The sequence below is a fragment of the Diaphorobacter sp. J5-51 genome, from assembly GCF_001023515.1.
In the GTDB taxonomy this organism is placed as follows: domain Bacteria; phylum Pseudomonadota; class Gammaproteobacteria; order Burkholderiales; family Burkholderiaceae_C; genus Diaphorobacter; species Diaphorobacter nitroreducens.
Map to the genome: position 1 here is coordinate 1 of NZ_JSYI01000083.1, position 22,081 is coordinate 22,081.

Annotated in this window: 21 protein-coding genes; 19 read left to right on the forward strand and 2 right to left on the reverse strand. The window is 66.4% G+C overall.

What is annotated here, in order from left to right:
- Window positions 1-50: 50 nt before the first annotated feature.
- The 16 genes from OX89_RS11795 (at window position 51) to accD (ending at window position 17,573) form a co-directional block, all read left to right on the forward strand.
- Window positions 51-1,211 (forward strand): cytochrome P450, encoded by a 1,161-nt coding sequence (locus OX89_RS11795; protein WP_047350750.1) that lies wholly within the window; start codon window positions 51-53, stop codon window positions 1,209-1,211.
- A 44-nt stretch (window positions 1,212-1,255) separates the two neighbouring features.
- Window positions 1,256-2,620, forward strand: a complete 1,365-nt coding sequence (locus tag OX89_RS11800) for an MBL fold metallo-hydrolase (RefSeq protein ID WP_015913937.1) — start codon at window positions 1,256-1,258, stop codon at window positions 2,618-2,620.
- A gap of 185 nt (window positions 2,621-2,805) precedes the next feature.
- Complete coding sequence (locus OX89_RS11805) at window positions 2,806-3,762, forward strand: LysR family transcriptional regulator (protein ID WP_047350751.1); 957 nt, start codon at window positions 2,806-2,808, stop codon at window positions 3,760-3,762.
- 40 nt (window positions 3,763-3,802) lie between these two features.
- Complete coding sequence (gene leuC / locus OX89_RS11810; protein ID WP_015913939.1) at window positions 3,803-5,224, forward strand: 3-isopropylmalate dehydratase large subunit; 1,422 nt, start codon at window positions 3,803-3,805, stop codon at window positions 5,222-5,224.
- Window positions 5,225-5,237: 13 nt separating this feature from the next.
- Complete coding sequence (locus tag OX89_RS11815) at window positions 5,238-5,360, forward strand: entericidin A/B family lipoprotein (protein WP_011806351.1); 123 nt, start codon at window positions 5,238-5,240, stop codon at window positions 5,358-5,360.
- 32 nt (window positions 5,361-5,392) lie between these two features.
- Complete coding sequence (locus OX89_RS11820; RefSeq protein ID WP_011806352.1) at window positions 5,393-5,800, forward strand: hypothetical protein; 408 nt, start codon at window positions 5,393-5,395, stop codon at window positions 5,798-5,800.
- Between the two features lie 41 nt (window positions 5,801-5,841).
- Window positions 5,842-6,492 (forward strand): 3-isopropylmalate dehydratase small subunit, encoded by a 651-nt coding sequence (leuD, locus tag OX89_RS11825; protein ID WP_011806353.1) that lies wholly within the window; start codon window positions 5,842-5,844, stop codon window positions 6,490-6,492.
- Between the two features lie 96 nt (window positions 6,493-6,588).
- The gene (gene leuB, locus OX89_RS11830; RefSeq protein WP_011806354.1) at window positions 6,589-7,662 is read left to right on the forward strand and encodes a 3-isopropylmalate dehydrogenase; all 1,074 of its coding nucleotides are present in this window, start codon (window positions 6,589-6,591) and stop codon (window positions 7,660-7,662) included.
- 163 nt (window positions 7,663-7,825) lie between these two features.
- Window positions 7,826-8,596, forward strand: a complete 771-nt coding sequence (locus tag OX89_RS11835; protein WP_047350752.1) for an SDR family oxidoreductase — start codon at window positions 7,826-7,828, stop codon at window positions 8,594-8,596.
- Window positions 8,597-8,873: 277 nt separating this feature from the next.
- Window positions 8,874-10,004: an aspartate-semialdehyde dehydrogenase gene (gene asd, locus OX89_RS11840; protein ID WP_011806356.1), complete on the forward strand. Its 1,131-nt coding sequence runs from the start codon at window positions 8,874-8,876 to the stop codon at window positions 10,002-10,004.
- Window positions 10,005-10,272: 268 nt separating this feature from the next.
- Window positions 10,273-12,930: a FimV/HubP family polar landmark protein gene (locus tag OX89_RS11845; protein WP_047350753.1), complete on the forward strand. Its 2,658-nt coding sequence runs from the start codon at window positions 10,273-10,275 to the stop codon at window positions 12,928-12,930.
- A gap of 70 nt (window positions 12,931-13,000) precedes the next feature.
- Window positions 13,001-13,825 carry a tRNA pseudouridine(38-40) synthase TruA gene (gene truA, locus OX89_RS11850; RefSeq protein WP_047350754.1) on the forward strand — a complete coding sequence of 275 codons (825 nt, stop codon included), beginning with the start codon at window positions 13,001-13,003 and terminating at the stop codon, window positions 13,823-13,825.
- On the forward strand, window positions 13,822-14,565 hold the full coding sequence (locus OX89_RS11855; RefSeq protein WP_047350755.1) for a phosphoribosylanthranilate isomerase: 744 nt from the start codon (window positions 13,822-13,824) through the stop codon (window positions 14,563-14,565). Before truA ends, OX89_RS11855 begins: the two co-directional genes overlap by 4 nt.
- Window positions 14,566-15,834 (forward strand): tryptophan synthase subunit beta, encoded by a 1,269-nt coding sequence (gene trpB / locus OX89_RS11860; protein WP_047350756.1) that lies wholly within the window; start codon window positions 14,566-14,568, stop codon window positions 15,832-15,834.
- Window positions 15,831-16,640 (forward strand): tryptophan synthase subunit alpha, encoded by an 810-nt coding sequence (gene trpA, locus OX89_RS11865; RefSeq protein WP_047350757.1) that lies wholly within the window; start codon window positions 15,831-15,833, stop codon window positions 16,638-16,640. The genes trpB and trpA overlap by 4 nt, the downstream gene beginning before the upstream one ends.
- A 60-nt stretch (window positions 16,641-16,700) precedes the next feature.
- Window positions 16,701-17,573, forward strand: coding sequence for an acetyl-CoA carboxylase, carboxyltransferase subunit beta (gene accD / locus OX89_RS11870; protein ID WP_015913949.1), 873 nt, complete (start codon window positions 16,701-16,703; stop codon window positions 17,571-17,573).
- 78 nt (window positions 17,574-17,651) lie between these two features.
- Here accD and OX89_RS11875 read toward each other — a convergent pair whose 3' ends face one another.
- A complete protein-coding gene (locus OX89_RS11875; protein ID WP_015913950.1) occupies window positions 17,652-18,200 on the reverse strand; it encodes a YggT family protein in 549 nt (182 codons plus the stop codon).
- A gap of 85 nt (window positions 18,201-18,285) precedes the next feature.
- On the opposite strand from OX89_RS11875, the gene OX89_RS11880 reads away from it, so the two are divergent.
- The 3 genes from OX89_RS11880 to OX89_RS11890 are packed head-to-tail and all read left to right on the forward strand — an operon-like array spanning window position 18,286 to window position 21,353.
- Complete coding sequence (locus tag OX89_RS11880; protein WP_047350758.1) at window positions 18,286-18,933, forward strand: LON peptidase substrate-binding domain-containing protein; 648 nt, start codon at window positions 18,286-18,288, stop codon at window positions 18,931-18,933.
- Window positions 18,934-18,939: 6 nt separating this feature from the next.
- Window positions 18,940-20,043: a glycosyltransferase family 4 protein gene (locus OX89_RS11885; RefSeq protein WP_047350759.1), complete on the forward strand. Its 1,104-nt coding sequence runs from the start codon at window positions 18,940-18,942 to the stop codon at window positions 20,041-20,043.
- Window positions 20,040-21,353 carry an exopolysaccharide biosynthesis polyprenyl glycosylphosphotransferase gene (locus tag OX89_RS11890; protein WP_047350760.1) on the forward strand — a complete coding sequence of 438 codons (1,314 nt, stop codon included), beginning with the start codon at window positions 20,040-20,042 and terminating at the stop codon, window positions 21,351-21,353. The genes OX89_RS11885 and OX89_RS11890 overlap by 4 nt, the downstream gene beginning before the upstream one ends.
- 3 nt (window positions 21,354-21,356) lie before the next feature.
- Here OX89_RS11890 and OX89_RS11895 read toward each other — a convergent pair whose 3' ends face one another.
- The gene (locus OX89_RS11895; RefSeq protein WP_047350761.1) at window positions 21,357-22,061 is read right to left on the reverse strand and encodes a bifunctional 2-polyprenyl-6-hydroxyphenol methylase/3-demethylubiquinol 3-O-methyltransferase UbiG; all 705 of its coding nucleotides are present in this window, start codon (window positions 22,059-22,061) and stop codon (window positions 21,357-21,359) included.
- Window positions 22,062-22,081: the final 20 nt, after the last annotated feature.

Consider the following 22,081-nt stretch of genomic DNA (forward strand, 5'->3'; position numbering starts at 1 on the left):
AGCGATGCGGGTTACTACTCATTGCCGGGAGGCATCCATACAAGACTGCCATGACCACGACACCGCCCCGCTGGGACCCGCAAGCCCCCGAAGTCCTGCGCGACCAACGCGCCGCCTACGACCAGCTGCGCGAGCGCTGCCCACTGGCGCACAGCGACGCGCAGCACTGGTCCGTGCTGCGCCACGCCGAGGTCATGCAGGTGCTGCAGGATCACGCCACCTTCAGCAGCGCGGTGTCGGCCCACCCGGCCGTGCCCAACGGCTACGACCAGCCCCTGCACACGCAGTACCGCCGCGCGCTCGACCCGTTCTTCGCCCCCGAGCGCATGGCGCACTTCGAGCCCGTGTGCCGCGCGCTGTCGGCCGCCACGGTGCAGGAGGCCCTGGCCCTGGGCGGCGAGCTGGAGATCACCCACGAGTTCGCCCTGCCCTTCGCGGTGCGCGTGCAGTCCGCGTTCCTCGGCTGGCCCACGCTGCTGCAGGACGAGCTGCTCGGCTGGCTGCGCCGCAGCCAGGCCGCCACCCGCTCGGGCGACCGCACGCAGACCTCGGCCGTGGCGCAGGAGTTCGAAGACCTGGTCGGGCGCGTGCGCCAGGCCCGCCTGGAGGCGCCGCCCACGCAGGACATCACCAGCGAACTGATGCACACCCGTGTGGAGGGCCGCCTGCTGGACCTGCGCGAGCTTGCCAGCGTGCTGCGCAACTGGACGGTGGGCGAGGTCGGCACGATTGCCGCCTCCATCGGCATCCTGCTGCACTGGCTGGCGAGCCACCCCGACTGGCAGCAACGCCTGCGCGCGCAGCCCGGCCTCTTGCCCACGGCCATCGACGAGGTGCTGCGCATCGACGGCCCGCTCGTGGCCAACCGCCGCATCACCACCCGCGACGTGACGCTGGGCGGCTGCCCCGTGCCGATGGGCGAGCGCCTGTCCATCCACTGGATCGCCGCCAACCGCGACCCGCGCGTGTTCGGCGACCCGGATGAGTTCCGCATGGATCGCGACCCCGCGCTCAACCTGCTGTATGGCGCAGGCATCCACGTCTGCCCCGGCGCGCCGCTGGCGCGGCTGGAACTGCGGGTGCTGATGGAGGAGTTGCTGGCGCGCACCAGCGCCATCGCACTGCCCGCAGGCCATGCGCCTACGCGGGCCACAGCCCCGGACGCCGGCTACGCCGCGTTGCGGGTGCGTTTGCATCAAACACCCGCGTAGCGCCGCCTGCTACGCTGACGGTCGTCACTTCACAAAGCCATTCCATGTCCGTCAGCATCACTTTCCTCGGCGGGGCCGGCACCGTCACCGGCTCCAAATACCTCGTACGCCACGGCGGCCAGGCGCTGCTCGTGGACTGCGGCCTGTTCCAGGGCTACAAGCCGCTGCGCCTGCGCAACTGGAACCCGCTGCCGGTGGCGCCGCAGGACATTGACGCCGTGCTGCTCACCCATGCCCACCTGGACCACTCGGGCTACCTGCCGCTGCTGGCCAAGGACGGCTTTGGCGGGCCGGTGTTCTGCACGGCCGGCACGCGCGATCTATGCGCCATCCTGCTGCCCGACAGCGGCCATCTGCAGGAAGAAGACGCGGCTTTCCTCAACCGGCACAAGCTCAGCAAGCACGAACCCGCCCTGCCGCTGTACACGCGCCTGGACGCGCAGCACTGCCTGTCGCTGCTGCAAGTGCAGCCCACGCACCAGACCTTCGAGCCCATGCGCGGCTGGCGCGCCACCTTCCAGAATGCAGGCCACATCCTGGGTGCGGCCAGCGTGCTGCTGGAGGTGGGAGGGCGGCGCATCCTGTTCTCTGGCGACCTGGGCCGCCCGGACGACCTGCTGATGCATGCGCCCGACGCGCCGCCCGCGGCCGACACCGTGCTCATCGAGTCCACCTACGGCGACCGCAGCCACCCACCCGGCACGGTGCTGGACGAGCTGGGGCCCGCGCTGGCACGCCTGGCTGCACGCGGCGGCGTGGCGGTGGTGCCGGTATTCGCCGTGGGGCGCGCGCAGACGGTGATGTACGCCATCGCCCAGCTGAAGGCCCGCGGCGAAGTGCCTTCCGGACTGCGCGTGTACCTGGACAGCCCCATGGCCGTGAGCGCCACGGAGCTGTTCCAGAACCACCTGAGCGAGACCCGGATCAACCGATCCGAACTGCACGCCATGGCGCGCGGCACGACGCTGGTGCACAGCGTGGACGAATCCAAGGCGCTGGCCCGCCTGCACGGGCCGCGCGTGATCCTGTCGGCCAGCGGCATGGCCACCGGCGGGCGCGTGCTGCACCATTTGGCGCTGCACGCGGGCGACCATCGCAACATGATCATCCTCACCGGGCACCAGGCGGGCGGCACGCGCGGCGCCCGCATCGCCGCGGGCGAAAAAACCATCCGCATCCACGGGCGCGACGTGGCCATCCGCGCCGAGGTGGTGCAATTGGCCACGGCCTCGGCCCACGCCGATGGCGACCAATTGGTGGCCTGGCTGCGCTCCATGCCCTCCACACCCCGGCAGGTGTATGTGGTGCACGGGGAGATGGCTGCGGCCGACATGCTGCGCCAGCGCATCGACCACGCGTTGGGCTGCCCCGTGGAGGTTCCCGAGCATGGCGACAGCGTGACGCTCTAAAACAAGAGCCAAAACAGCCTCCAGCGCTTATCTGATGAGCGCTGAAAGCTATATTTTTCATAGCAAATCCGCCGCTATGCCCCATCCGGCGGCATGTGAGCCATCGCGTATCGCGATGACAACCGGCAAATATACAGGGGAAAATAGGGGAATCACCTCGTCAAACGAGAAGTCACCCAGCCCCGATGAAAAGCTCAGAGCGCAGCTTTGCGCGCCGCATTGACCTCACCTCGCTGCAACTGTTCGTGGCCGTCTGCGAACTGGGCAGCATCGGCCGCGCGGCCGAGCGGGAGTTCATCGCCGCCTCGGCGGTGAGCAAGCGCCTGTCCGACCTGGAGGCTGCGGTCGACACGGCCCTGCTGTACCGCCACAGCCGCGGCGTGACGCTGACCCCCGCCGGCGAAAGCCTGCTGCACCACGCGCGCAACGTGCTGTTCGGGCTGGAGCGCATGCAGGGTGAGCTTTCCGAGTACGCCGACGGCGTGCGCGGCCATGTGCGCATGCACGCCAACATCTCTGCCATCGTGCAGTTCCTGCCCGAGGACCTGGGCGCGTTCGCCCAGGCACACAGCCAGATCAAGATCGATCTGCAGGAGCACCTCTCGCCCGACGTGCTGCAGGCCGTGCACGAAGGCGCGGCGGATCTGGGGATCTGCAACGTACCCGCCACGGCCGCCCACGAAGGCCTGCAAAGCCGCCCCTACCGCAGCGACCGGCTGGTGCTGGTCGTGCCCCAGACGCACGCCCTGTCGACCCGCGCATCGATCCGCTTTGAAGAAGTGCTGGACTGGGACATCGTCGGGCTGCACGCGGGCAGCAGCATCAGCCTGGCCATGCGCCAGGCCGCCGCGCAGGCCGCGCGCCCGCTGCGCCAGCGCATCCAGGTCACCAGCCTGGACGCGATGTGCCGCATGATCGACAACGGCCTGGGCGTAGGCCTGCTGCCCGACCGGGCGTTTTCGCTGATGCGCGGCGTGGGGCAACTGGCCGCCGTGCCGCTGGACGAACCCTGGGCCCGGCGCGCGCTGCGCCTGGTGGCGCGCGACTTCGAGGCCCTGCCCGTCACGGCACGGCTGCTGGTCGAACACCTGGCGCCCGCGCCTGCCGCGACGCCCGCCGAGGACGGCGACACCCCCACCTAGAATTCTCACCACCCCACTGAACCCAAGAAACGAGACTGCCATGGGACGCACCCTGTACGACAAGATCTTCGACGAGCACGTCGTCCACACGGAAGAGGACGGCACCGCCGTGCTCTACATCGACCGCCACCTGGTGCATGAGGTGACCAGCCCGCAGGCCTTCGAAGGCCTGCGCGAGGCGGGCCGCAAGGTCTGGCGCGTGAGCTCCATCGTGGCCACGGCCGACCACAACACCCCCACCACCGGGTGGGAGCGCGGCTACGACGGCATTGCCGACCCGATCAGCAAGGAGCAGATCGTCACGCTGGACAAGAACATCCAGGAGTCCGGTGCGGCGGCGTTCTTCCCGTTCCTGTCCAAGCGCCAGGGCATCGTGCACGTGATCGGCCCCGAGAACGGCGCCACCCTCCCGGGCATGACCGTGGTCTGCGGCGACAGCCACACCAGCACCCACGGCGCGTTCGGCGCGCTGGCCCACGGCATCGGCACCAGCGAGGTCGAGCACGTGATGGCCACGCAGACCCTGCTGGCCAAGAAGGCCAAGAACATGCTGGTCCAAGTGAATGGCAAGGTCGCCCCTGGCATCACGGCCAAGGACATCGTGCTGGCCATCATCGGCAAGATCGGCACCGCCGGCGGCACGGGTTACACGATTGAATTTGCCGGGGAAGCCATCCGCGACCTGAGCATGGAAGGCCGCATGACCGTGTGCAACATGGCCATCGAAGCCGGCGCGCGCGCGGGCCTGGTAGCGGTGGACGACAAGACGATCAACTACGTGAAGGGCCGCCCGCTCGCGCCCACGGGCGTGGAGTGGGACCAGGCCGTGGCGTACTGGAAGACGCTGCACTCGGACGCGGACGCCAAGTTCGACGCGGTGGTGGAGTTGAACGCCGCCGAGATCGTGCCGCAGGTCACCTGGGGCACCAGCCCCGAGATGGTGCTGGGCATCGACGCCGTGGTGCCCGACCCGGACAAGGAGAAGGACCCGTCCAAGCGCGGCGCCATCGAGCGTGCGCTGACCTACATGGGTCTGCAGCCCGGCAAGCCGATGGATGACATCTTCGTGGACAAGGTGTTCATCGGCTCGTGCACCAACAGCCGCATCGAGGACATGCGCGAAGCCGCCGCCGTGGTCAAGAAGCTCGGCCAGAAGGTCGCCAAGAACATCAAGCTGGCCATGGTGGTACCTGGCTCGGGCCTGGTGAAGGAACAGGCCGAACGCGAGGGGCTGGATGCGATTTTCAAGGCCGCGGGCTTTGAATGGCGCGAGCCCGGTTGCTCCATGTGCCTGGCCATGAATGCCGACCGCCTGGAGCCCGGCGAGCGCTGCGCTTCCACGTCCAACCGCAACTTCGAAGGCCGCCAGGGCGCGGGCGGGCGCACGCACCTCGTGAGCCCCGCCATGGCCGCGGCCGCCGCCATCCACGGCCACTTCGTGGACATCCGCCAATTCGCCTGAGGAGCCTCCCACCATGAACAAGTCTCTCGCCGCCCTGCTCGCGCTGGCCTTCGTGCTGGCCGGCTGCAACACCGTCAAGGGCATGGGCCAGGACGTGCAGCGCGCCGGCAGCGCCATCGAACGCGCCGCCAAGTAAGCCCCTCCACACCGCCATCCCAGGAGCTCCGCATGAAGAAAGCCCTCGCCTGCCTCGCCACCACGCTGCTGCTGGCCAGCCCCGCCCTGTCGTGGGCCGCCAATCGCGCCTGCGTCATCGAAGGCAGCATCACCTTCAGTGGCAAGACCACGCAGGTCAAGGACTGCATGGAATTCGCCGCCGGCGTGCCCGACGACCAGATCAAGGGCAGCTGCGGCGGCCTGGCGCAGATGTCCGCCCAACTGGGCGGCAAGCCCGGCAAGGTGAGCTACCTGCCGCAGTGCCCGCGCCCGGCCAGCGGCGCCTGCAAGGGGCTGATGGGTCAGCCCGTGGATGCCTACTACTACAACCTGACCGCCGATGCGCTGCAGGACAAGCGCAAGGCCTGCGAAACCTCCAGCGCACAGATCAAGGCCGGCACTTGGACCAACGGCCAGTAAGCCCGCGGGCCCCAACGCCACTTCTTTCCGGACACACCACCATGCAGAAATTCACCCTCCACAAGGGCCTCGTCGCCCCCATGGACCGCGAGAACGTCGATACCGACGCCATCATCCCCAAGCAGTTCCTCAAGTCGATCAAGAAGACGGGCTTCGGCCCCAACCTGTTCGACGAGTGGCGCTACCTCGACAAGGGCGAGCCGGGCGTGCCCGAATCCCAGCGCAAGCCCAACCCCGACTTCGTGCTGAACCAGCCGCGCTACCAGGGCGCGAGCATCCTGCTGGCGCGCAAGAACTTCGGCTGCGGCTCCAGCCGCGAGCACGCGCCCTGGGCGCTGGACCAATACGGTTTTCGCGCCATCATCGCGCCGAGCTTTGCCGACATCTTCTTCAACAACTGCTTCAAGAACGGCCTGCTGCCCATCGTGCTGCCCGAAGCCACGGTGGACCAGCTGTTCAACGAAGCGGCCGCCTTCCCCGGCTACCAACTCACCGTGGACCTGGAGCGCCAGGTGGTGGTGCGTCCCCAGGGCGAGGAGATCCCCTTCGACGTGGTGCCGTTTCGCAAGTACTGCTTGCTCAACGGGTTTGACGACATCGGGCTGACGCTGCGCCATGCCGACAAGATCCGCGCGTTCGAAGCCGCACGCCTGGCCAGCAAGCCGTGGCTGAGCCACACCATGGCCGCGTGACCCACCACCGGCCCTGACCGATTGATTACAAGCAAAAACAGCCTCCGGCGCTTATCCATCAAGCGCCAACAGCTATCAAAACAGAAGTGAATGACCATGAAAATCGCAGTTCTGCCGGGTGACGGCATTGGCCCCGAGATCGTCGCCGAGGCCGTCAAGGTGCTCGAAGCCCTGGACCTGAAGCTGGAGATGGAGACGGCACCCGTGGGCGGCGCCGCTTACGAGGCCGCGGGCCACCCGCTGCCGGAGTCCACGTTGAATCTCGCCAAGAGTGCCGACGCCATCCTGTTCGGCGCCGTGGGCGACTGGAAGTACGACACGTTGGCGCGCCCGCTGCGCCCCGAGCAGGCCATCCTGGGCCTGCGCAAGCACCTGGGCCTGTTCGCCAACTTCCGTCCCGCGATCTGCTACGAGCAGCTCACGCATGCGTCCAGCCTCAAGCCTGAACTGGTGGCCGGCCTGGACATCCTCATCATCCGCGAGCTGACCGGCGACATCTACTTCGGCCAGCCGCGCGGGCGTCGCACCGCCGCTGACGGCCACTTCCCCGGCGCCGAGGAAGCATTCGACACCATGCGCTACAGCAAGCCCGAGATCGAGCGCATCGCCCGCGTCGCGTTTGAGGCCGCGCGCAAGCGCAACAAGAAGGTCACCAGCGTGGACAAGGCCAACGTGCTGGAAACCTTCCAGTTCTGGAAGGACGTCGTGACCGAGGTGCACAAGGACTATCCCGACGTGGAGCTGCAGCACATGTACGTGGACAACGCGGCCATGCAGCTGGTGAAAGCGCCCAAGGCGTTCGACGTGATCGTCACCGGCAACATGTTCGGCGACATCCTCTCCGACGAAGCCTCCATGCTCACCGGCTCCATCGGCATGCTGCCCTCGGCCAGCCTGAACGACAAGAAGCAAGGCCTGTACGAGCCCAGCCACGGCAGCGCCCCCGACATCGCCGGCAAGGGCGTGGCCAACCCCCTGGCTACCATCCTCAGCGCTGCCATGATGCTGCGCTTCAGCCTGAACCAGGAAGAAGCCGCGCGCCGCATCGAAGCCGCGGTGCAGCAGGTGCTGGCCCAAGGCCTGCGCACGCCTGACATCTACAGCGACGGCACCACCAAGGTGGGCACGGCGCAGATGGGCGATGCCGTGGTGAAGGCCCTCGCTGCCTGACGGGCGGCCTCCCGCACAACGCGACAGCGGCCCTTCGGGGCCGCTTTTTCGTGGCGCGCAAGCAGCACAAGCGGCACAAGCGGCATCGCAAGTCCGGATCCGGCCAGACGCATCGCCCACGGGCCGGGAGACTCTTCCTTCACCCAACCCGAAGGAGCGTCCCATGTCCCAACCGTCCCTCTCCCATCGCGTCGCCATCGTCACCGGCGCCAGTTCCGGCATCGGCCGCGCAGCGGCCCTGCTTTTCGCGGAGGCCGGCGCGGCCGTCGTCGTGGGCGCACGGCGCCAAGCGGAGCTGGACCAACTCGTCGCTGCCATCACCCAGCAGGGAGGGTCGGCTGCGGCAGTGGCCGGCGACGTGCGCGACGAGGCCTACGCACAAGCGCTCGTCGCCACTGCCGTGGAGCGTTTTGGCGGCCTCGATATCGCCTTCAACAACGCGGGCACCATGGGGCCGCTGCAACCCACGCCGGACGTGCAGTCGAGCGATTGGCGCGACACCCTGGAGACCAACCTCACCAGTGCCTTCCTGGGCGCCAAGCACCAGATTCCCGCAATGCTGGCGCGCGGAGGTGGTTCAATCATCCTCACCTCCACCTTCGTGGGGTATACCGCCGCATTTGCGGGCACGGCCGCGTATGCCGCGAGCAAGGCCGGCCTGATCGGCCTGACCCAGGCACTGGCCACGGAGTTCGGAGCGAAGGCCATCCGTGTGAATGCCTTGCTGCCCGGCGGCACCCTCACCCCCATGGCGCGCACCATGAACGGAACACCCGAGGCGCTGGCCCAGGTCGCCCAACTGCATGCACTCAAGCGCCTGGCGCAGCCCCGGGAGATTGCCCAGGCCGCGTTGTACCTGGCGTCCGACGCGGCATCGTTCGTCACCGGGACAGCCATGCTGGTGGATGGCGGGGTGTCCATCCAGCGGGGATGACCGCAGCGCAGCGGCGATGGCGGCATGCCCAGCCATGGGCCTGCATGGGTTCCGCTACAATGCCCAGCTATGTTTGCCGCCCGCCCGTTCGCCCTGAACACCGCCTCTGCCGCCAAGGCACGCAAGGCTGCGCGCGCAATCACCAAAACCACGACCATTACGGGCTGATCCAGCTCCGGCATCGTCGTGCGCCCTCCCTGGCCTAGACGAGCCGGGGGCGGAAGAAAGCAGCCACCGGTCGCGTGCGTACTGTTTTTTACTTTGAAAGGGCGATGAAATGAGCAAGTTGGTAGGTTTGGTCGGCTGGCGCGGCATGGTCGGCTCGGTCCTGATGGACCGCATGGCGCAGGAAAAGGACTTCGATCTGATCGAGCCCCTGTTCTTCTCCACCTCGAACGCAGGCGGCAAGGCGCCCGCCCAGGCCAAGAACGAGACCACGCTGCAGGACGCGTTCGACATCGAACAGCTCAAGCGCTGCGACATCATCCTCACCGCACAGGGCGGCGACTACACCAACGAGGTGTACCCCAAGCTGCGCGCGGCCGGCTGGAACGGCCACTGGATCGACGCCGCCTCTGCCCTGCGCATGGAAAAGAACGCGGTCATCGTGCTCGACCCGGTGAACATGCCCGTCATCAAGAACGCGCTGGCGAACGGCGGCAAGGATTGGATAGGCGGCAACTGCACCGTGTCCTGCATGCTGATGGGCGTGGGTGCGCTGTACAAGGCCGGGCTCGTCGAGTGGATGAGCACCCAGACCTACCAGGCGGCCAGCGGCGGCGGCGCGCAGCACATGCGCGAACTGCTGACGCAGTACGGCACGCTGAATGCCGAGGTGAAGGCCCTGCTCGACGACCCCAAGAGCGCCATCCTGGAAATCGACCGCAAGGTCATCGCCAAGCAGCGCAGCCTGTCGGGCGCGGAGACAGCCAATTTCGGCGTGCCGCTGGGCGGCTCGCTCATCCCGTGGATTGACAAGGACCTGGGCAACGGCATGTCCAAGGAAGAGTGGAAGGGCATGGCCGAGACCAACAAGATCCTGGGCCAGGGGGAAGGCTTCAACACCGCCGCAGTGCCGGTGGACGGTTTCTGCGTGCGCGTAGGCGCCATGCGGTGCCACAGCCAAGCACTGACCTTCAAGCTCAAGAAGGATGTGCCCGTAGCCGACATCGAGGCCATGATCGCTGCTGACAACGAGTGGGTGAAGGTGGTTCCCAATACGCGTGAGGCGACGCTGAAGGACCTGACTCCCGTGGCCGTCACCGGCACCATGACCATTCCCGTCGGCCGCATCCGCAAGCTGGCCATGGGTCCGGAGTATGTGGGCGCGTTCACCATCGGCGACCAGTTGCTGTGGGGCGCCGCCGAGCCGCTGCGCCGCATGCTGCGCATCCTGCTGGACGCCTGACGCCGATTCAACGCCACCTTCGGGTGGCGTTTTTTCGAGGTCATAGATTGATACGGCCCGTTACCGATCGTTGTCCATTACCAACAGGAATAAGGCCGTCCCGGCCTCTTCCTGCACCTTATAAAACGTGGCGCGACACCTCAGCTTGTCAGTGCAAAACATTGATGCTATGGTGCTTTTTACATATTTTCACGCGCCTGGGCGGCTCGATCACGACCAGAAAAATACCGCCCCCTCGGCACCATCCATCTCTTCATTCGTCGCACACATGCATCGCTGGAAATTTTCTGTCCTGGCCACCGCGGCCATCCTCTCGGCTGGTCTTTACACCACCGATGCAAGTGCTCTCGCCCTAGGCCGCGTGAATGTCCAGTCGGCGCTTGGCGAGCCCCTGCGCGCGGAAATCGAACTGCCCCAGATCACTGCTGCCGAGGCCGAATCGCTGCGCGTGAGCACCGCCAGCCCTGAAGTTTTCCGCAGCCAGGGCATGGAATATTCCCCCGCTGCGCATAGCGTGCAAGTGCAACTGCACCGCCGCACGAATGGCTCCATGGTGCTGCGCTTGAGCAGTACCCGCCCGGTCAACGATCCTTTCGTGGATTTGGTTATCGATGCGACCTGGAGTTCCGGCCATATCGTGCGTAGCTACACGATGCTGTTCGACCCGCCGGCGAGCCGCCCGCAGGCGGCGGTGACCGCAGCCCCTCAGGTAACGTCACCCCGTGCCGCGGCAACTGCGCCGCGCGCCCCCGTCACTACCGCGGCGCCCGCGCCTACCGCACGCCCAGCAACCCCTCCCGCACCCGCCGTAGCCGGCCGTCCCACCCCCGCAGACGCACCCGCGTCCGCTGGCGGTGACGAGATTCGCGTGCGCCCCGGTGATACGGCCGGCCGCATCGCGGAAGCCCATCGCCCCGCTGGCGTCTCGCTGGACCAGATGCTGGTAGCAATGATGCGCGCCAATCCGGACGCGTTCGTCAACAGCAATGTGAATCGTCTACGTTCCGGCGCAGTGCTGCAGATGCCTAGCGAAACGGAGGCGCAAGCCACGGACGCCACCGAAGCTCGCAAGATCGTCGCCGCGCAAAGCCGCGATTTCAATGAATTCCGCCGCCGCATGGCTGCGACAGCGCCCAAGGCCGAGGTTGCGGCCGCAGAGCGCTCCGCGCGCGGCACTGTGCAGACCCAGGTGAACGAGAGCAAGCCCGCCGCTGCCGGCCCCGATAAGCTCACACTCTCCAAGGGCAGCGTTCAAGCCCAGAAGACCGAGGAGCAGATGGCCCGCGACAAGCAGGCCGAACAGAACAGCGCCCGCATGGCGGAGCTGTCCAAGAACATCTCAGACCTGAACCAGCTCAGCGGCGCCTCCGCGCCAGCCGGCGCTGGCGCCGCTGCGCCAAGAGCCACGGCGCCTTCCGCCCCTGCCAGCCAGCCGGCGGTGGCAGTACCCGCCGCCGGGGGGTTGCCCGCGCCCGCTACCGCGGCTGCAAGCGCCGACATGAGCACTGCTACGGCAGAAGCTGCCGCACCAGCGCCCGAGGCCTCTGCCGCCGAGGCGGCTGTTCCCGCCGAAGCGGCATCCCAGGCCTCTGCCGCAGCACCCGCTCCCGCCGCCGTGGCCCCGCGTCCAGCCCCCCAGCCCGTTCCCTACGAAGAGCCCAGCTTCCTGGATGCCCTCACGGAGGACCCGCTGCTGGCAGGAGGCGCACTGGCGCTCGTACTTGCGTTGCTGGGCTATGGCGGCTACCGCGTGGTCCAAAGCCGCCGCAACCAGGGTGCCCTGGACAGTTCGTTCTCGGAAAGCAGCCTGCAGCCGGATTCCTTCTTCGGCGCCAGTGGCGGTCAGCGTGTGGATACGGCCAACAGCGAACTCACGACCGGCTCCTCGTCCATGACCTATTCGCCCAGCCAACTGGATGCCGGTGGCGATGTGGATCCGGTGGCGGAAGCCGACGTCTACCTCGCCTACGGCCGTGACCTGCAGGCGGAGGAAATTCTCAAGGAGGCCCTGCGCCACCATCCAGAGCGCGTCTCCATCCCCGCCAAACTGGCCGAGATTTATGCCAAGCGCCAGGACCGCAAGGCGCTGGAGTCCGTCGCCAACGACGTGTTCAGGCTCACCAACGGTCAGGGGCCCGACTGGACCCGCGTGTCAGACCTGGGCCGTACGCTCGACCCCGAAAATCCGCTGTACCAGCCCGGTGGCCGTCCTGCCGTTGCCGCCAGCGCCACAGCGGCCGCTGCAGCGACCGCGGCCTTTGCAAGCACGCTGGGTACAGCAACTGCTCCGGCGGCACCCACGGGCGGACCGGACTCTGTGCTGCCAGACCTCGATCTGGATTTGGATCTCGATCTGCACGAAGCACCGTCGGCCCCGGCTCCGGCGCCAAGCACGTTTGCCATGGCCGCAGCCAACAACACCGCCGCAGCCGCGCCGATAGTGCCCGCCGCCCAGGCGCCCGTACCGTCCCTGGATCTGGGCGACTTGGAACTACCCCAGGCCTCCTGGGACGAGCCAGCGGTGACGCCGCAGACGACGACAGAGCCCGACGTGCAAAGCGAGCCTCTTCCGTTGAACCTGGACGATGACTTGTCCCTGATGGACTCCGGCGTCGCCCCCCTGACCAGCCGCGACGCGAAGGCCGTCACCTCGGAATCCCTGGAATTCGACCTCGGCGATCTGTCGCTGGACCTTGACACCCCCACGGCGGCCGCTCCCGTCGCGCCCTCGGTCGCCGCCAAGGCAGCGTCCTCCGCTGCCGACGCGCTGCCGGACGACCCTCTGGCCACCAAGCTCGCACTGGCGGAAGAGTTCAACACCATTGGCGACAGCGAAGGCGCGCGGGCCCTGGTGGAAGAGGTCATCGCCGAATCGTCCGGTGAGCTGAAGGCCCGCGCCCAGCGACTGCTCGCCGAACTGGGCTGATGTCCATCCGGCGGTGGGCACGCGGCCATTGCCGCGCTGACGTGCCATTGCCCTCCGAAAGGAGCATCCGATGAGGGTGGCCCTCGGCGTCAGTTACAACGGCCAGGCGTACAACGGCTGGCAGAGTCAGCCCTCTGGCAACACGGTGCAAGACCGTCTGGAAGCGGCCCTGGGCCGCTTTGCCACGCAGGAGGTGCACACGATCTGTGCCGGGCGCACCGACGCCGGCGTGCACGGGCTGATGCAGGTGGTGCACTTCGATACGGAACTGCAGCGTGCGCCATTTTCATGGGTCCGCGGCACCAACACCTTCCTACCGGCGGACATCGCCGTGCAGTGGGCGCAACCCGTTCCCGATGCCTTTCATTCCCGCGCCTGCGCCGTGGCCCGGCGCTATGCCTACGTATTGCTGCAGTCGCCCGTACGCCCCAGCGTTGATGCCGGGCGCGTGGGTTGGGTCTTTCATGCCCTCGATGAGCAGGCCATGCACAAGGCCGTGCAGCATTTGCTGGGCGAGCATGACTTCACGTCATTTCGCGCCTCGGCCTGCCAGGCCAAGTCGCCGGTGAAGACATTGCACCGCATCGACATCACACGCCGGGCTCCGCCAGCGGGCGAGTCCACCGGCACCCACGGGTGTGTCCCCTGCTACTGGCGCTTTGAATTCGAAGGCAATGCGTTCCTGCACCACATGATCCGCAACATCATGGGCTGCATCGTCGCCATCGGCCAGGGGCTGTATCCGCCCGAATGGATGCGCACGGTGCTGGAGGCGCGGTCGCGCGACGCGGCTGCTCCTACCTTTTCGCCCGATGGCCTGTACTTCCAGGGCCCGGTATACGGCGCGGAATGGGGCCTGCCGACGCGCACGGCTGCGTATGATTGGCTGCCATGAGCAGCCCGACCGCAGCACTGAGCACCCCCGTCCACTCCACCGCGCGCACCCGCATCAAGATCTGCGGCCTGACGCGCGAGCAGGACGTGGACGCGGCCGTTGCCGCAGGCGCGGACGCCGTCGGCTTCGTGCTCTACGCGAAGAGCCCGCGCGCCGTCAGCCCCGAGCGCGCCGCGGCCCTGGCCCGGCGCCTGCCGCCCTTCACAACGCCCGTCCTGCTGTTCGTGAACGCGCAAGCTACTGAAGTGATAGCTGCAAGCGCTTGCGTACCGGGCGCTACGGTGCAATTTCATGGTGACGAGACACCCGAGGACTGCTGGGCCGCCAGCGACCAGGGGCGCATCCCCTTCCTGCGCGCCGCGCGCATTCCCCTGGGCGAGGATGCGGCACGGTTCGACCTCGTAGAATACGCACAGGCTCACTCTCACGCCCGTGCCATCCTGCTCGACGCCCATGTCGAGGGCTATGGCGGCGGCGGCAAGGCATTCAATTGGTCACTCCTTCCACCAAGCGTCGACTGTCACCTCGTTTTGTCTGGTGGACTCACGCCTGCAAACGTGGCCGATGGCATCCTGCAGGTCCGACCGCGTTGCCGAACGCTGGCGGTTGACGTCAGCTCCGGCGTAGAGGCCGACGGCCCCGACGGCTCCCCCCTGAAGGGCGTCAAGGACGCCGGCAAGATCCAACGCTTCATCGCCGCCGTGCGCGCGGCGGATGCGGCACCAGCTTCCATCTCCTGAATGTTCGAATACCACCAACCCGATGCATCGGGCCACTTCGGCCCCTATGGCGGCAGCTTCGCCAGCGAGACCCTGACCCATGCGCTGACCGAGCTGCGCGAGGCCTATGCGCGCTACCAGCACGATCCGGCGTTCCTCGCCGAATTCCAGTACGAGCTGGCCCATTTCGTGGGCCGGCCCTCACCCGTCTACCACGCCGCGCGCATGTCGCGCGAGATGGGCGGCGCGCAGATCTACCTCAAGCGCGAGGACCTCAACCACACCGGCGCGCACAAGATCAACAACGTGATCGGCCAGGCCATGCTCGCGCGCCGCATGGGCAAGCCGCGCATCATCGCCGAGACCGGCGCGGGCCAGCATGGCGTGGCCACGGCCACGATCTGCGCGCGCTACGGCCTGCAGTGCGTGGTCTACATGGGCGCCGAGGACGTCAAGCGCCAGAGCCCCAACGTCTACCGCATGAAGCTGCTGGGCGCCACCGTGGTGCCCGTCGAGTCGGGCAGCAAGACGCTGAAAGATGCGCTCAACGAGGCCATGCGCGACTGGGTGGCCAACGTGGACAACACCTTCTACATCATCGGCACCGTGGCAGGCCCCCACCCCTATCCCATGATGGTGCGTGACTTCCAGAGCGTGATCGGCAAGGAATGCCTCACGCAGATGCCCACCATGCTGGCCGAACAGAAGATCGCCGCCGAGCAACCCGACGCCGTCGTGGCCTGCGTGGGCGGTGGCAGCAATGCCATGGGCATCTTCCACCCCTACATCCCGTTCGAGAAAACCCGCCTGTTCGGCGTGGAAGCCGCAGGCGAAGGCCTGGACAGCGGCAAGCATTCCGCCAGCCTGCAGCGCGGCTCCAGTGGCGTGCTGCACGGCAACCGCACCTTCATCCTGCAAGATGAGAATGGCCAGATCACGGAGACGCACAGCATCAGCGCCGGCCTGGACTACCCTGGAGTGGGCCCCGAGCACGCCTGGCTGCAGGAAATCAAGCGAGCCGAGTACGTGGGCATCACCGATACGGAAGCGTTGGAAGCCTTTCACTACCTGTGCCGCACCGAGGGCATCATCCCGGCCCTGGAATCCAGCCACGCCGTGGCCTACGCGCTCAAGCTCGCCAAGACCATGACGCCCCAGCAATCCATCCTCGTGAACCTGTCTGGCCGCGGCGACAAGGACATCGGCACCGTGGCCGACCTGTCTGGCGTGGACTTCTACGACCGTCCCTCCATGCGCGGGTTGACCGTCAAGGGAGGACCCGCCGCATGAGCCGCATCGCTGACACTTTTGCAGAGCTGCAGTCCAAGGGCCGCAAGGCGCTCATCCCCTACGTCACAGCAGGCTTTCCCTTCGTCGACATCACACCGGCCCTGATGCACGGCATGGTCGAGGCCGGCGCCGATGTGATCGAACTGGGCGTGCCCTTTTCCGACCCGATGGCCGACGGCCCCGTCATCCAGAAGGCGGGCGAGAAGGCCCTGGCACTGGGCGTGGGCCTGGCCCAGGTGCTGGAGATGGTGCGCAGCTTCCGCCTGCGCAACAGCACCACGCCCGTGGTGCTGATGGGCTACGCGAATCCGGTGGAGCGCTACGAGCAACGCCACGGCAAGGGCGCCTTCGCCCGCGACGCGGGCGAAGCCGGTGTGGACGGTGTGCTGATCGTGGACTACCCGCCCGAGGAGTGCGAGCAGTTCGCCGCCGACCTGCGCGGCCACGGCATCGACCTGATCTTCCTGCTGGCGCCTACCTCCACGCCGGAACGCATGCAGCAGGTGGCTCGCGTAGCCAGCGGCTACGTCTACTACGTCTCGCTCAAGGGCGTGACCGGCTCCGGCGCGCTGGACACGGCCGCCGTCGAGGCCATGCTGCCGCGCATCCGCGAGCATGTGAAGGTCCCCGTCGGCGTGGGCTTTGGCATTCGCGATGCTGCCACCGCGCAGGCCATCGGCCGCGTGGCCGATGCGGTGGTCATCGGCAGCCGCATCATCCAGCTCATCGAAGACCAGCCCCATGAGAAAGTGGTCGGCATCACCGTGGACTTTCTGCGCGGGGTGCGCAAGGCGCTGGACGCATAATGACGGCCCTGCGCGCCGGCCACGGCCCGCGCGCAGCCGCGATCTGAACAGAGGAAACCTATGTCCTGGCTCGAAAAACTCCTGCCCTCCAAAATCCAGCAGACCGACCCTACCGAGCGTCGCCAGATGCCCGAGGGCCTGTGGATCAAGTGCCCGAGCTGCGAGAACGTGCTCTACAAGACTGATCTGGAGCACAACGAAAACGTCTGTCCCCAATGCGGCCACCACCACCGCATCAGCGCCCGTGCGCGGCTCAACGCCTTCCTGGACGGCGAGGGACGCTATGAGATCGGCCAGGAAGTGCTGCCGGTCGACGCTCTCAAGTTCAAGGACAGCCGCAAGTATCTCGAACGCCTGAAGGAAGCCTTGGAGAACACCGGCGAGACCGACGCGCTCATCGTCATGGGCGGCGCGGTCAAGAGCATCAACGTCGTGGTGGCCTGCTTCGAATTCGATTTCATGGGCGGCTCCATGGGTTCCGTGGTGGGCGAGCGCTTCGTTCGCGGCGTGGAAACCGCCATCGAGCAGAAGGTGCCCTTCATCTGCTTCACCGCCACGGGCGGCGCACGCATGCAGGAAGGCCTGCTCAGCCTGATGCAGATGGCCAAGACCAATGCGGCCCTCACCCGTTTGGCCAAGAAAGGCCTGCCCTACATCAGTGTGCTGACCGACCCTACCATGGGTGGCGTGTCGGCCGGCTTCGCCTTCGTGGGGGATATCGTGATCGCCGAGCCCAAGGCACTGATCGGCTTTGCCGGCCCGCGCGTGATCGAATCCACCGTGCGCGTCACATTGCCCGAGGGTTTCCAGCGCGCGGAGTTCCTGCAGACCAAGGGCGCTGTGGACTTCATCTGCGACCGCCGCGAACTGCGCCAGACCGTGGCGCAATGCCTGTCCATGCTGCAGCGCCTGCCGGCCGACGCGATAGCCTGAACCACGGGCATCAAAAACAATAGCTGCTAGCGCTTGCTGGACGGGCGCTAGCAGCTATTTTTATTGAGAACAATGTCGCTACATCATGACGCTGGCCTGCAGATGCCCCAGCACGATCATCACGACCTGCAGCAGTACCAGCACCACCAGCGGCGACAGATCCACCCCCCCCAGTAGCGGTAGAACACGGCGCACGGGGCGCAACAACGGCTCGCACAGGCGGGTGATCACATCGCTGATGGGCGATCGCGTCTGCACCCACGAGAGCACGGCATAAACGATCAGCAAGCCCATCAATCCCGACACGGCCACGCGCGCCAGGCCAAAAAGCGCCATCCACGGCAGCCAGGCCAGTCCCATCCCCCCGCCCACCAGAAGCCACAGCAGCAGATACTGGACCAGTTGCAGCAGCAGCGCCGCCGCAAGGCAAGACAGATCCCACCGCCCCGCCGACGGAACGAGCTTGCGCAGTGGCAGCACCAGCCAGTCGCTCAGGGCAAACACGAGACGGCCCACGGGATTGGCAAACGACACCCGCTGCAGCTGCATGTACAGCCGCAACAGGCAAGCCCCGGTGAGCAGGCCGCTGGCAACGTCGAGGAGAAAAGACAGAATTTGAAACAGCATGGCCGATTAGCAAATAGGTCGACCCCGTTGCGGTGCGCCGCACACGGGTTCAACGTGGGATGATAGCGACGCTACGCATGCCGCCATGTCCGATCCCCTCACGCTGACCTCCCTGCCCCTGTTTCCGCTCAACACCGTGCTGTTTCCCGGTGGTGTACTACCGCTGCGTGTGTTCGAGGTGCGTTACCTGGACATGGTGCGCAAATGCCACCGCGCGGGTGCCCCCTTCGGCGTCGTGGCCCTGGCCCGCGGCCATGAGGTGCGCCAGGCGGGAGCCCTGCCGGAAAGCCTGTACAGCGTCGGCACATTGGCCATGATCGAGCATTTAGAGGAACTGCAAGCGGGGCTGATGCACGTACGTTGCCGGGGGATCGCCCGCTTTCGTGTCCTGCGCCAACAACTGCTGCCCCACGGGCTGTGGACCGCCAATGTGGAACAGATCCCTTGCGACACGCCGGTCCAAGTTCCCCCAGACTTGCAGCGTGCAGCTAGCACACTGACGCAGGTGTTGTCGTCATTGCGCGAGCAGGCGGCAGGAGCAGCCGGGGGACCAGCCGCACACGCACAGCCCTCACGCACAGATCTCCAAGACTGCGGTTGGCTTGCCAATCGCTGGTGCGAGTTATTGCCCATTCCGTTGGAACTCAAGCAGCAGCTCATGCAACTGGACAACCCGCTGGTGCGGCTGGAGCTGGTGAGTGACATCCTGGAACGTACCGGCATTTCTGGCTAGCGTCGCATGCAGGCCAAACTCAGGGTGATGCAAGTGATCACCAAGGGCGAACGAGGAGGTGCCCAGACCCATGTGCGCACCTTGTGCCAGGCTCTGGCCTCCCGCATCCATTTCAGCGCTGTCATTGGCGGCACGGGTCGCTCGCCGCTCGAAAGCGACCTACACACGCTGGGACTGCCGATTTACCGCCTGCCAAGCCTGCGCAATTCGCTGGCGCCCTGGCATCTGTTCCGTTCGGTACTGCAACTGCGCGCCTTGATCCGCGAGCACGAACCCGACATGTTGCACGCGCACAGCGCCGTATCGGGCGTAGTCGCACGCCTGGCGGGCAGACTGTGCCGCAAGCCCGTGATCTACACAGTGCATGGCTTCGCTTTCAAACCCGAAGTACCCCGGGTACGCCGCACAGTGGCGTGGTGCTGTGAATGGTTGCTGGCGCGTTGGACGGAGCACATGGTGTGTGTATCGCAGCACGAGCGACAACTTGCCCGAGGTTTGCCGATTCGCGCTGACCGGCTGACCGTCGTACCCAATGCCATAGAAAACAATAGCCAACGCGCTCAGCCTGGGCTGGAACCCGTGCGCGTCGCCATGGTAGCCCGGCTGGCCGCACCCAAGCGCCCCGACCTGCTCCTGCATGCCCTGGTCCGGCTGCGCGATGGCCTGGGGCATGAGGTAGCCGCTAGCATCATTGGCGATGGCCCGGATCGCACGGCCTTGCAGGCGCTGGCATCCGGGTTGGGCTTATTTCAAGTGAGTTTTGTGGGCGACGTGGATGACGTGCCCCAGCGCCTCGCGCAGCACCACCTTTTCGTGTTGCTGTCTGACCACGAAGGTCTTCCCATCTCCGTGATCGAAGCCATGCGGGCGGGGCTGCCCGTCGTGGTCAGTCGGCTACCTGGGATGGCGGAATTGCTCCCCTCCGAACAATACGGATTCCTGGTGTCCAATGACGTGGAGGCCATCGCTCAAGCCATGGAGCGCCTAATCCGCAGCCCCGCGCTGCGCGAGCAAATGGGCCGAATGGCCCGCCGCCATTACGAAGAACATCATGCCCCGGAACGCATGGCGTCGGCCATACTCGCCATCTACACCCAAGTCCGTGCATGACCCAGCCTGTTGTCACCTCCCGACCCTGCGCCGAACCCGACCCGGCACGGCGTGATGGCGCGCTGTTGTGGTGGAGCCTGCTCGGCCTGTTGCCTCAAGCGCTGGGTTACGCCATAGCGCACAAGATGCAACACGCAGGCTGGGTCACACCGCTGTTCCCCGCCACCGTGCTGTGGTGTGCGGTGTCCTACCTGTTGGCAACACGCTGGCTGCACCAGGGTGCCCATCTACCGCCGCGGGAGCAGGGTGGCTTTTTGCTGGTGGTGATCACGGTGGCCTTTCTGCTCACCCCGTTGGGCTTTGCACTGCTGCAAGCGCCCTATTCGCGCGGCGCCGTATTGATGGCCTACATGCTGGCCTTGGCTTGGCTGCTGTGCGGGCATGCGCTGTGGGGGACCCGTCGTACGCTGCACCTGGCCTACGTGGATGCCGACTTACCCTACGTCCTGCGCCAAATGCTGCGCCCGCAGGAGCAAGGCGATGACCGACTGCGCCTGACCAGCTGGGTGGCCGGACTACCAGCGCGAAAACAGCGCGTAGCCGTGGACGGTGTGGTGCTAGACCGGCTGGCTGATCCCGACCCGCAACGCCAACAATGGATCAGCGAGCTCAAACTCCAGCGCATCCCTCTCTACAGCGCAGAAGCGGCAGCGGAAATGCTGTCGGGCCGCAAAATCACCGGGACGCTGGGCGAGCAAGATCTATGGCAACTGACCAATTACCCTGCTTACGACATCGCCAAGCGCATGCTGGACTTGGGCCTGACCCTCATCACGATGCCGCTATGGGTTCCGCTGTGTATGGCCACGGGGCTGGCAGTGAAGTTAGATTCACCCGGCCCCATGTTGTACTCGCAGCAGCGCATGGGTCGCCACGGACGCAGCTTCCGCATATGGAAGCTGCGCAGCATGCGTCACGAGCCTGCCAGCCACATCGTTCAGTTCGCCAAACAGCAGGACGACCGTATCACGTCAGTTGGCCGCTTCATCCGCCGCACGCGGCTCGATGAACTACCCCAGCTCTGGAACGTACTGCGCGGAGAAATGAGCCTCATCGGCCCGCGTCCCGAGCAGGCAGAGTTCGCGCACCACTTTGCCGCAGCCATGCCCGCCTACCCCTACCGCCACTTGATGCGCCCCGGTCTCACGGGCTGGGCGCAGGTGCAGCATGGCTATACCGATAGCGCCGAGCAGACCGCTATCAAGCTGAGCTATGACCTGTATTACGTGACGCACTGCTCCATGGCTCTGGATCTGCTCATTGCCTACAAGACGGTGCGCACGGTGCTCACAGGTTTCGGAGCGCGCTAGTTGTCAACGTGCCTTCACTCGCGCAACCAGCACATCCGCCCACAACGGCCTGCGCACTGCCAGCCGATGCAACAGGCGCCCCTTCATCGTCCCCGGCGCCGCCACCTGGCAGCTGTGCAGTTCGGCGCCCACTAGCCCTGCATCCGCCAGCACCTTCAGTAGTGTGAAGGGTGAAAACCACGCCCGATGGTCGGTGTTGACATGCTCCACCCCGCACACGCCGTGAAGCGCATTGCGCAGGGACAACGCATTGGGCACACTGACGACGAACTCTGCCTCTGGCAGGCACTGCGCCAGCCGACGCAGGAACGCGGCGGGGTCAGGCAGGTGCTCAATTACATCAGGCACCAGCACCATGTCGGGCGCACACCGGGCCAGCACCTGCGGGGCCTCGTGAGCGAACACGTCGAGCTGCTGCACGTGGTCAAAACCCAGGCTGCGCGCCGTGTCCACAGCGGTGGCGTTGATGTCGATACCATGGCAGATCCGTGCGCTGCGGCTGAGAAGCGCGTGCAACCAACTGCCGTCGGAGGCGCGGCGTGCAATCAGCGGTGCATGGTCGGCAAAGCCCACATGCAGCACGCACTGCTGCGCGGCCCAGCCGGCCAGCAAATCACCGCGTGGCTGGGCATGTCCGATAATCCCCGGCCTGAAAGGCAAATCGTCGCTGAAAGCCTCGCCCAGCAAATAGGTTTCAATGTGTGGCATCGTGCGATTATTGGCGCGCC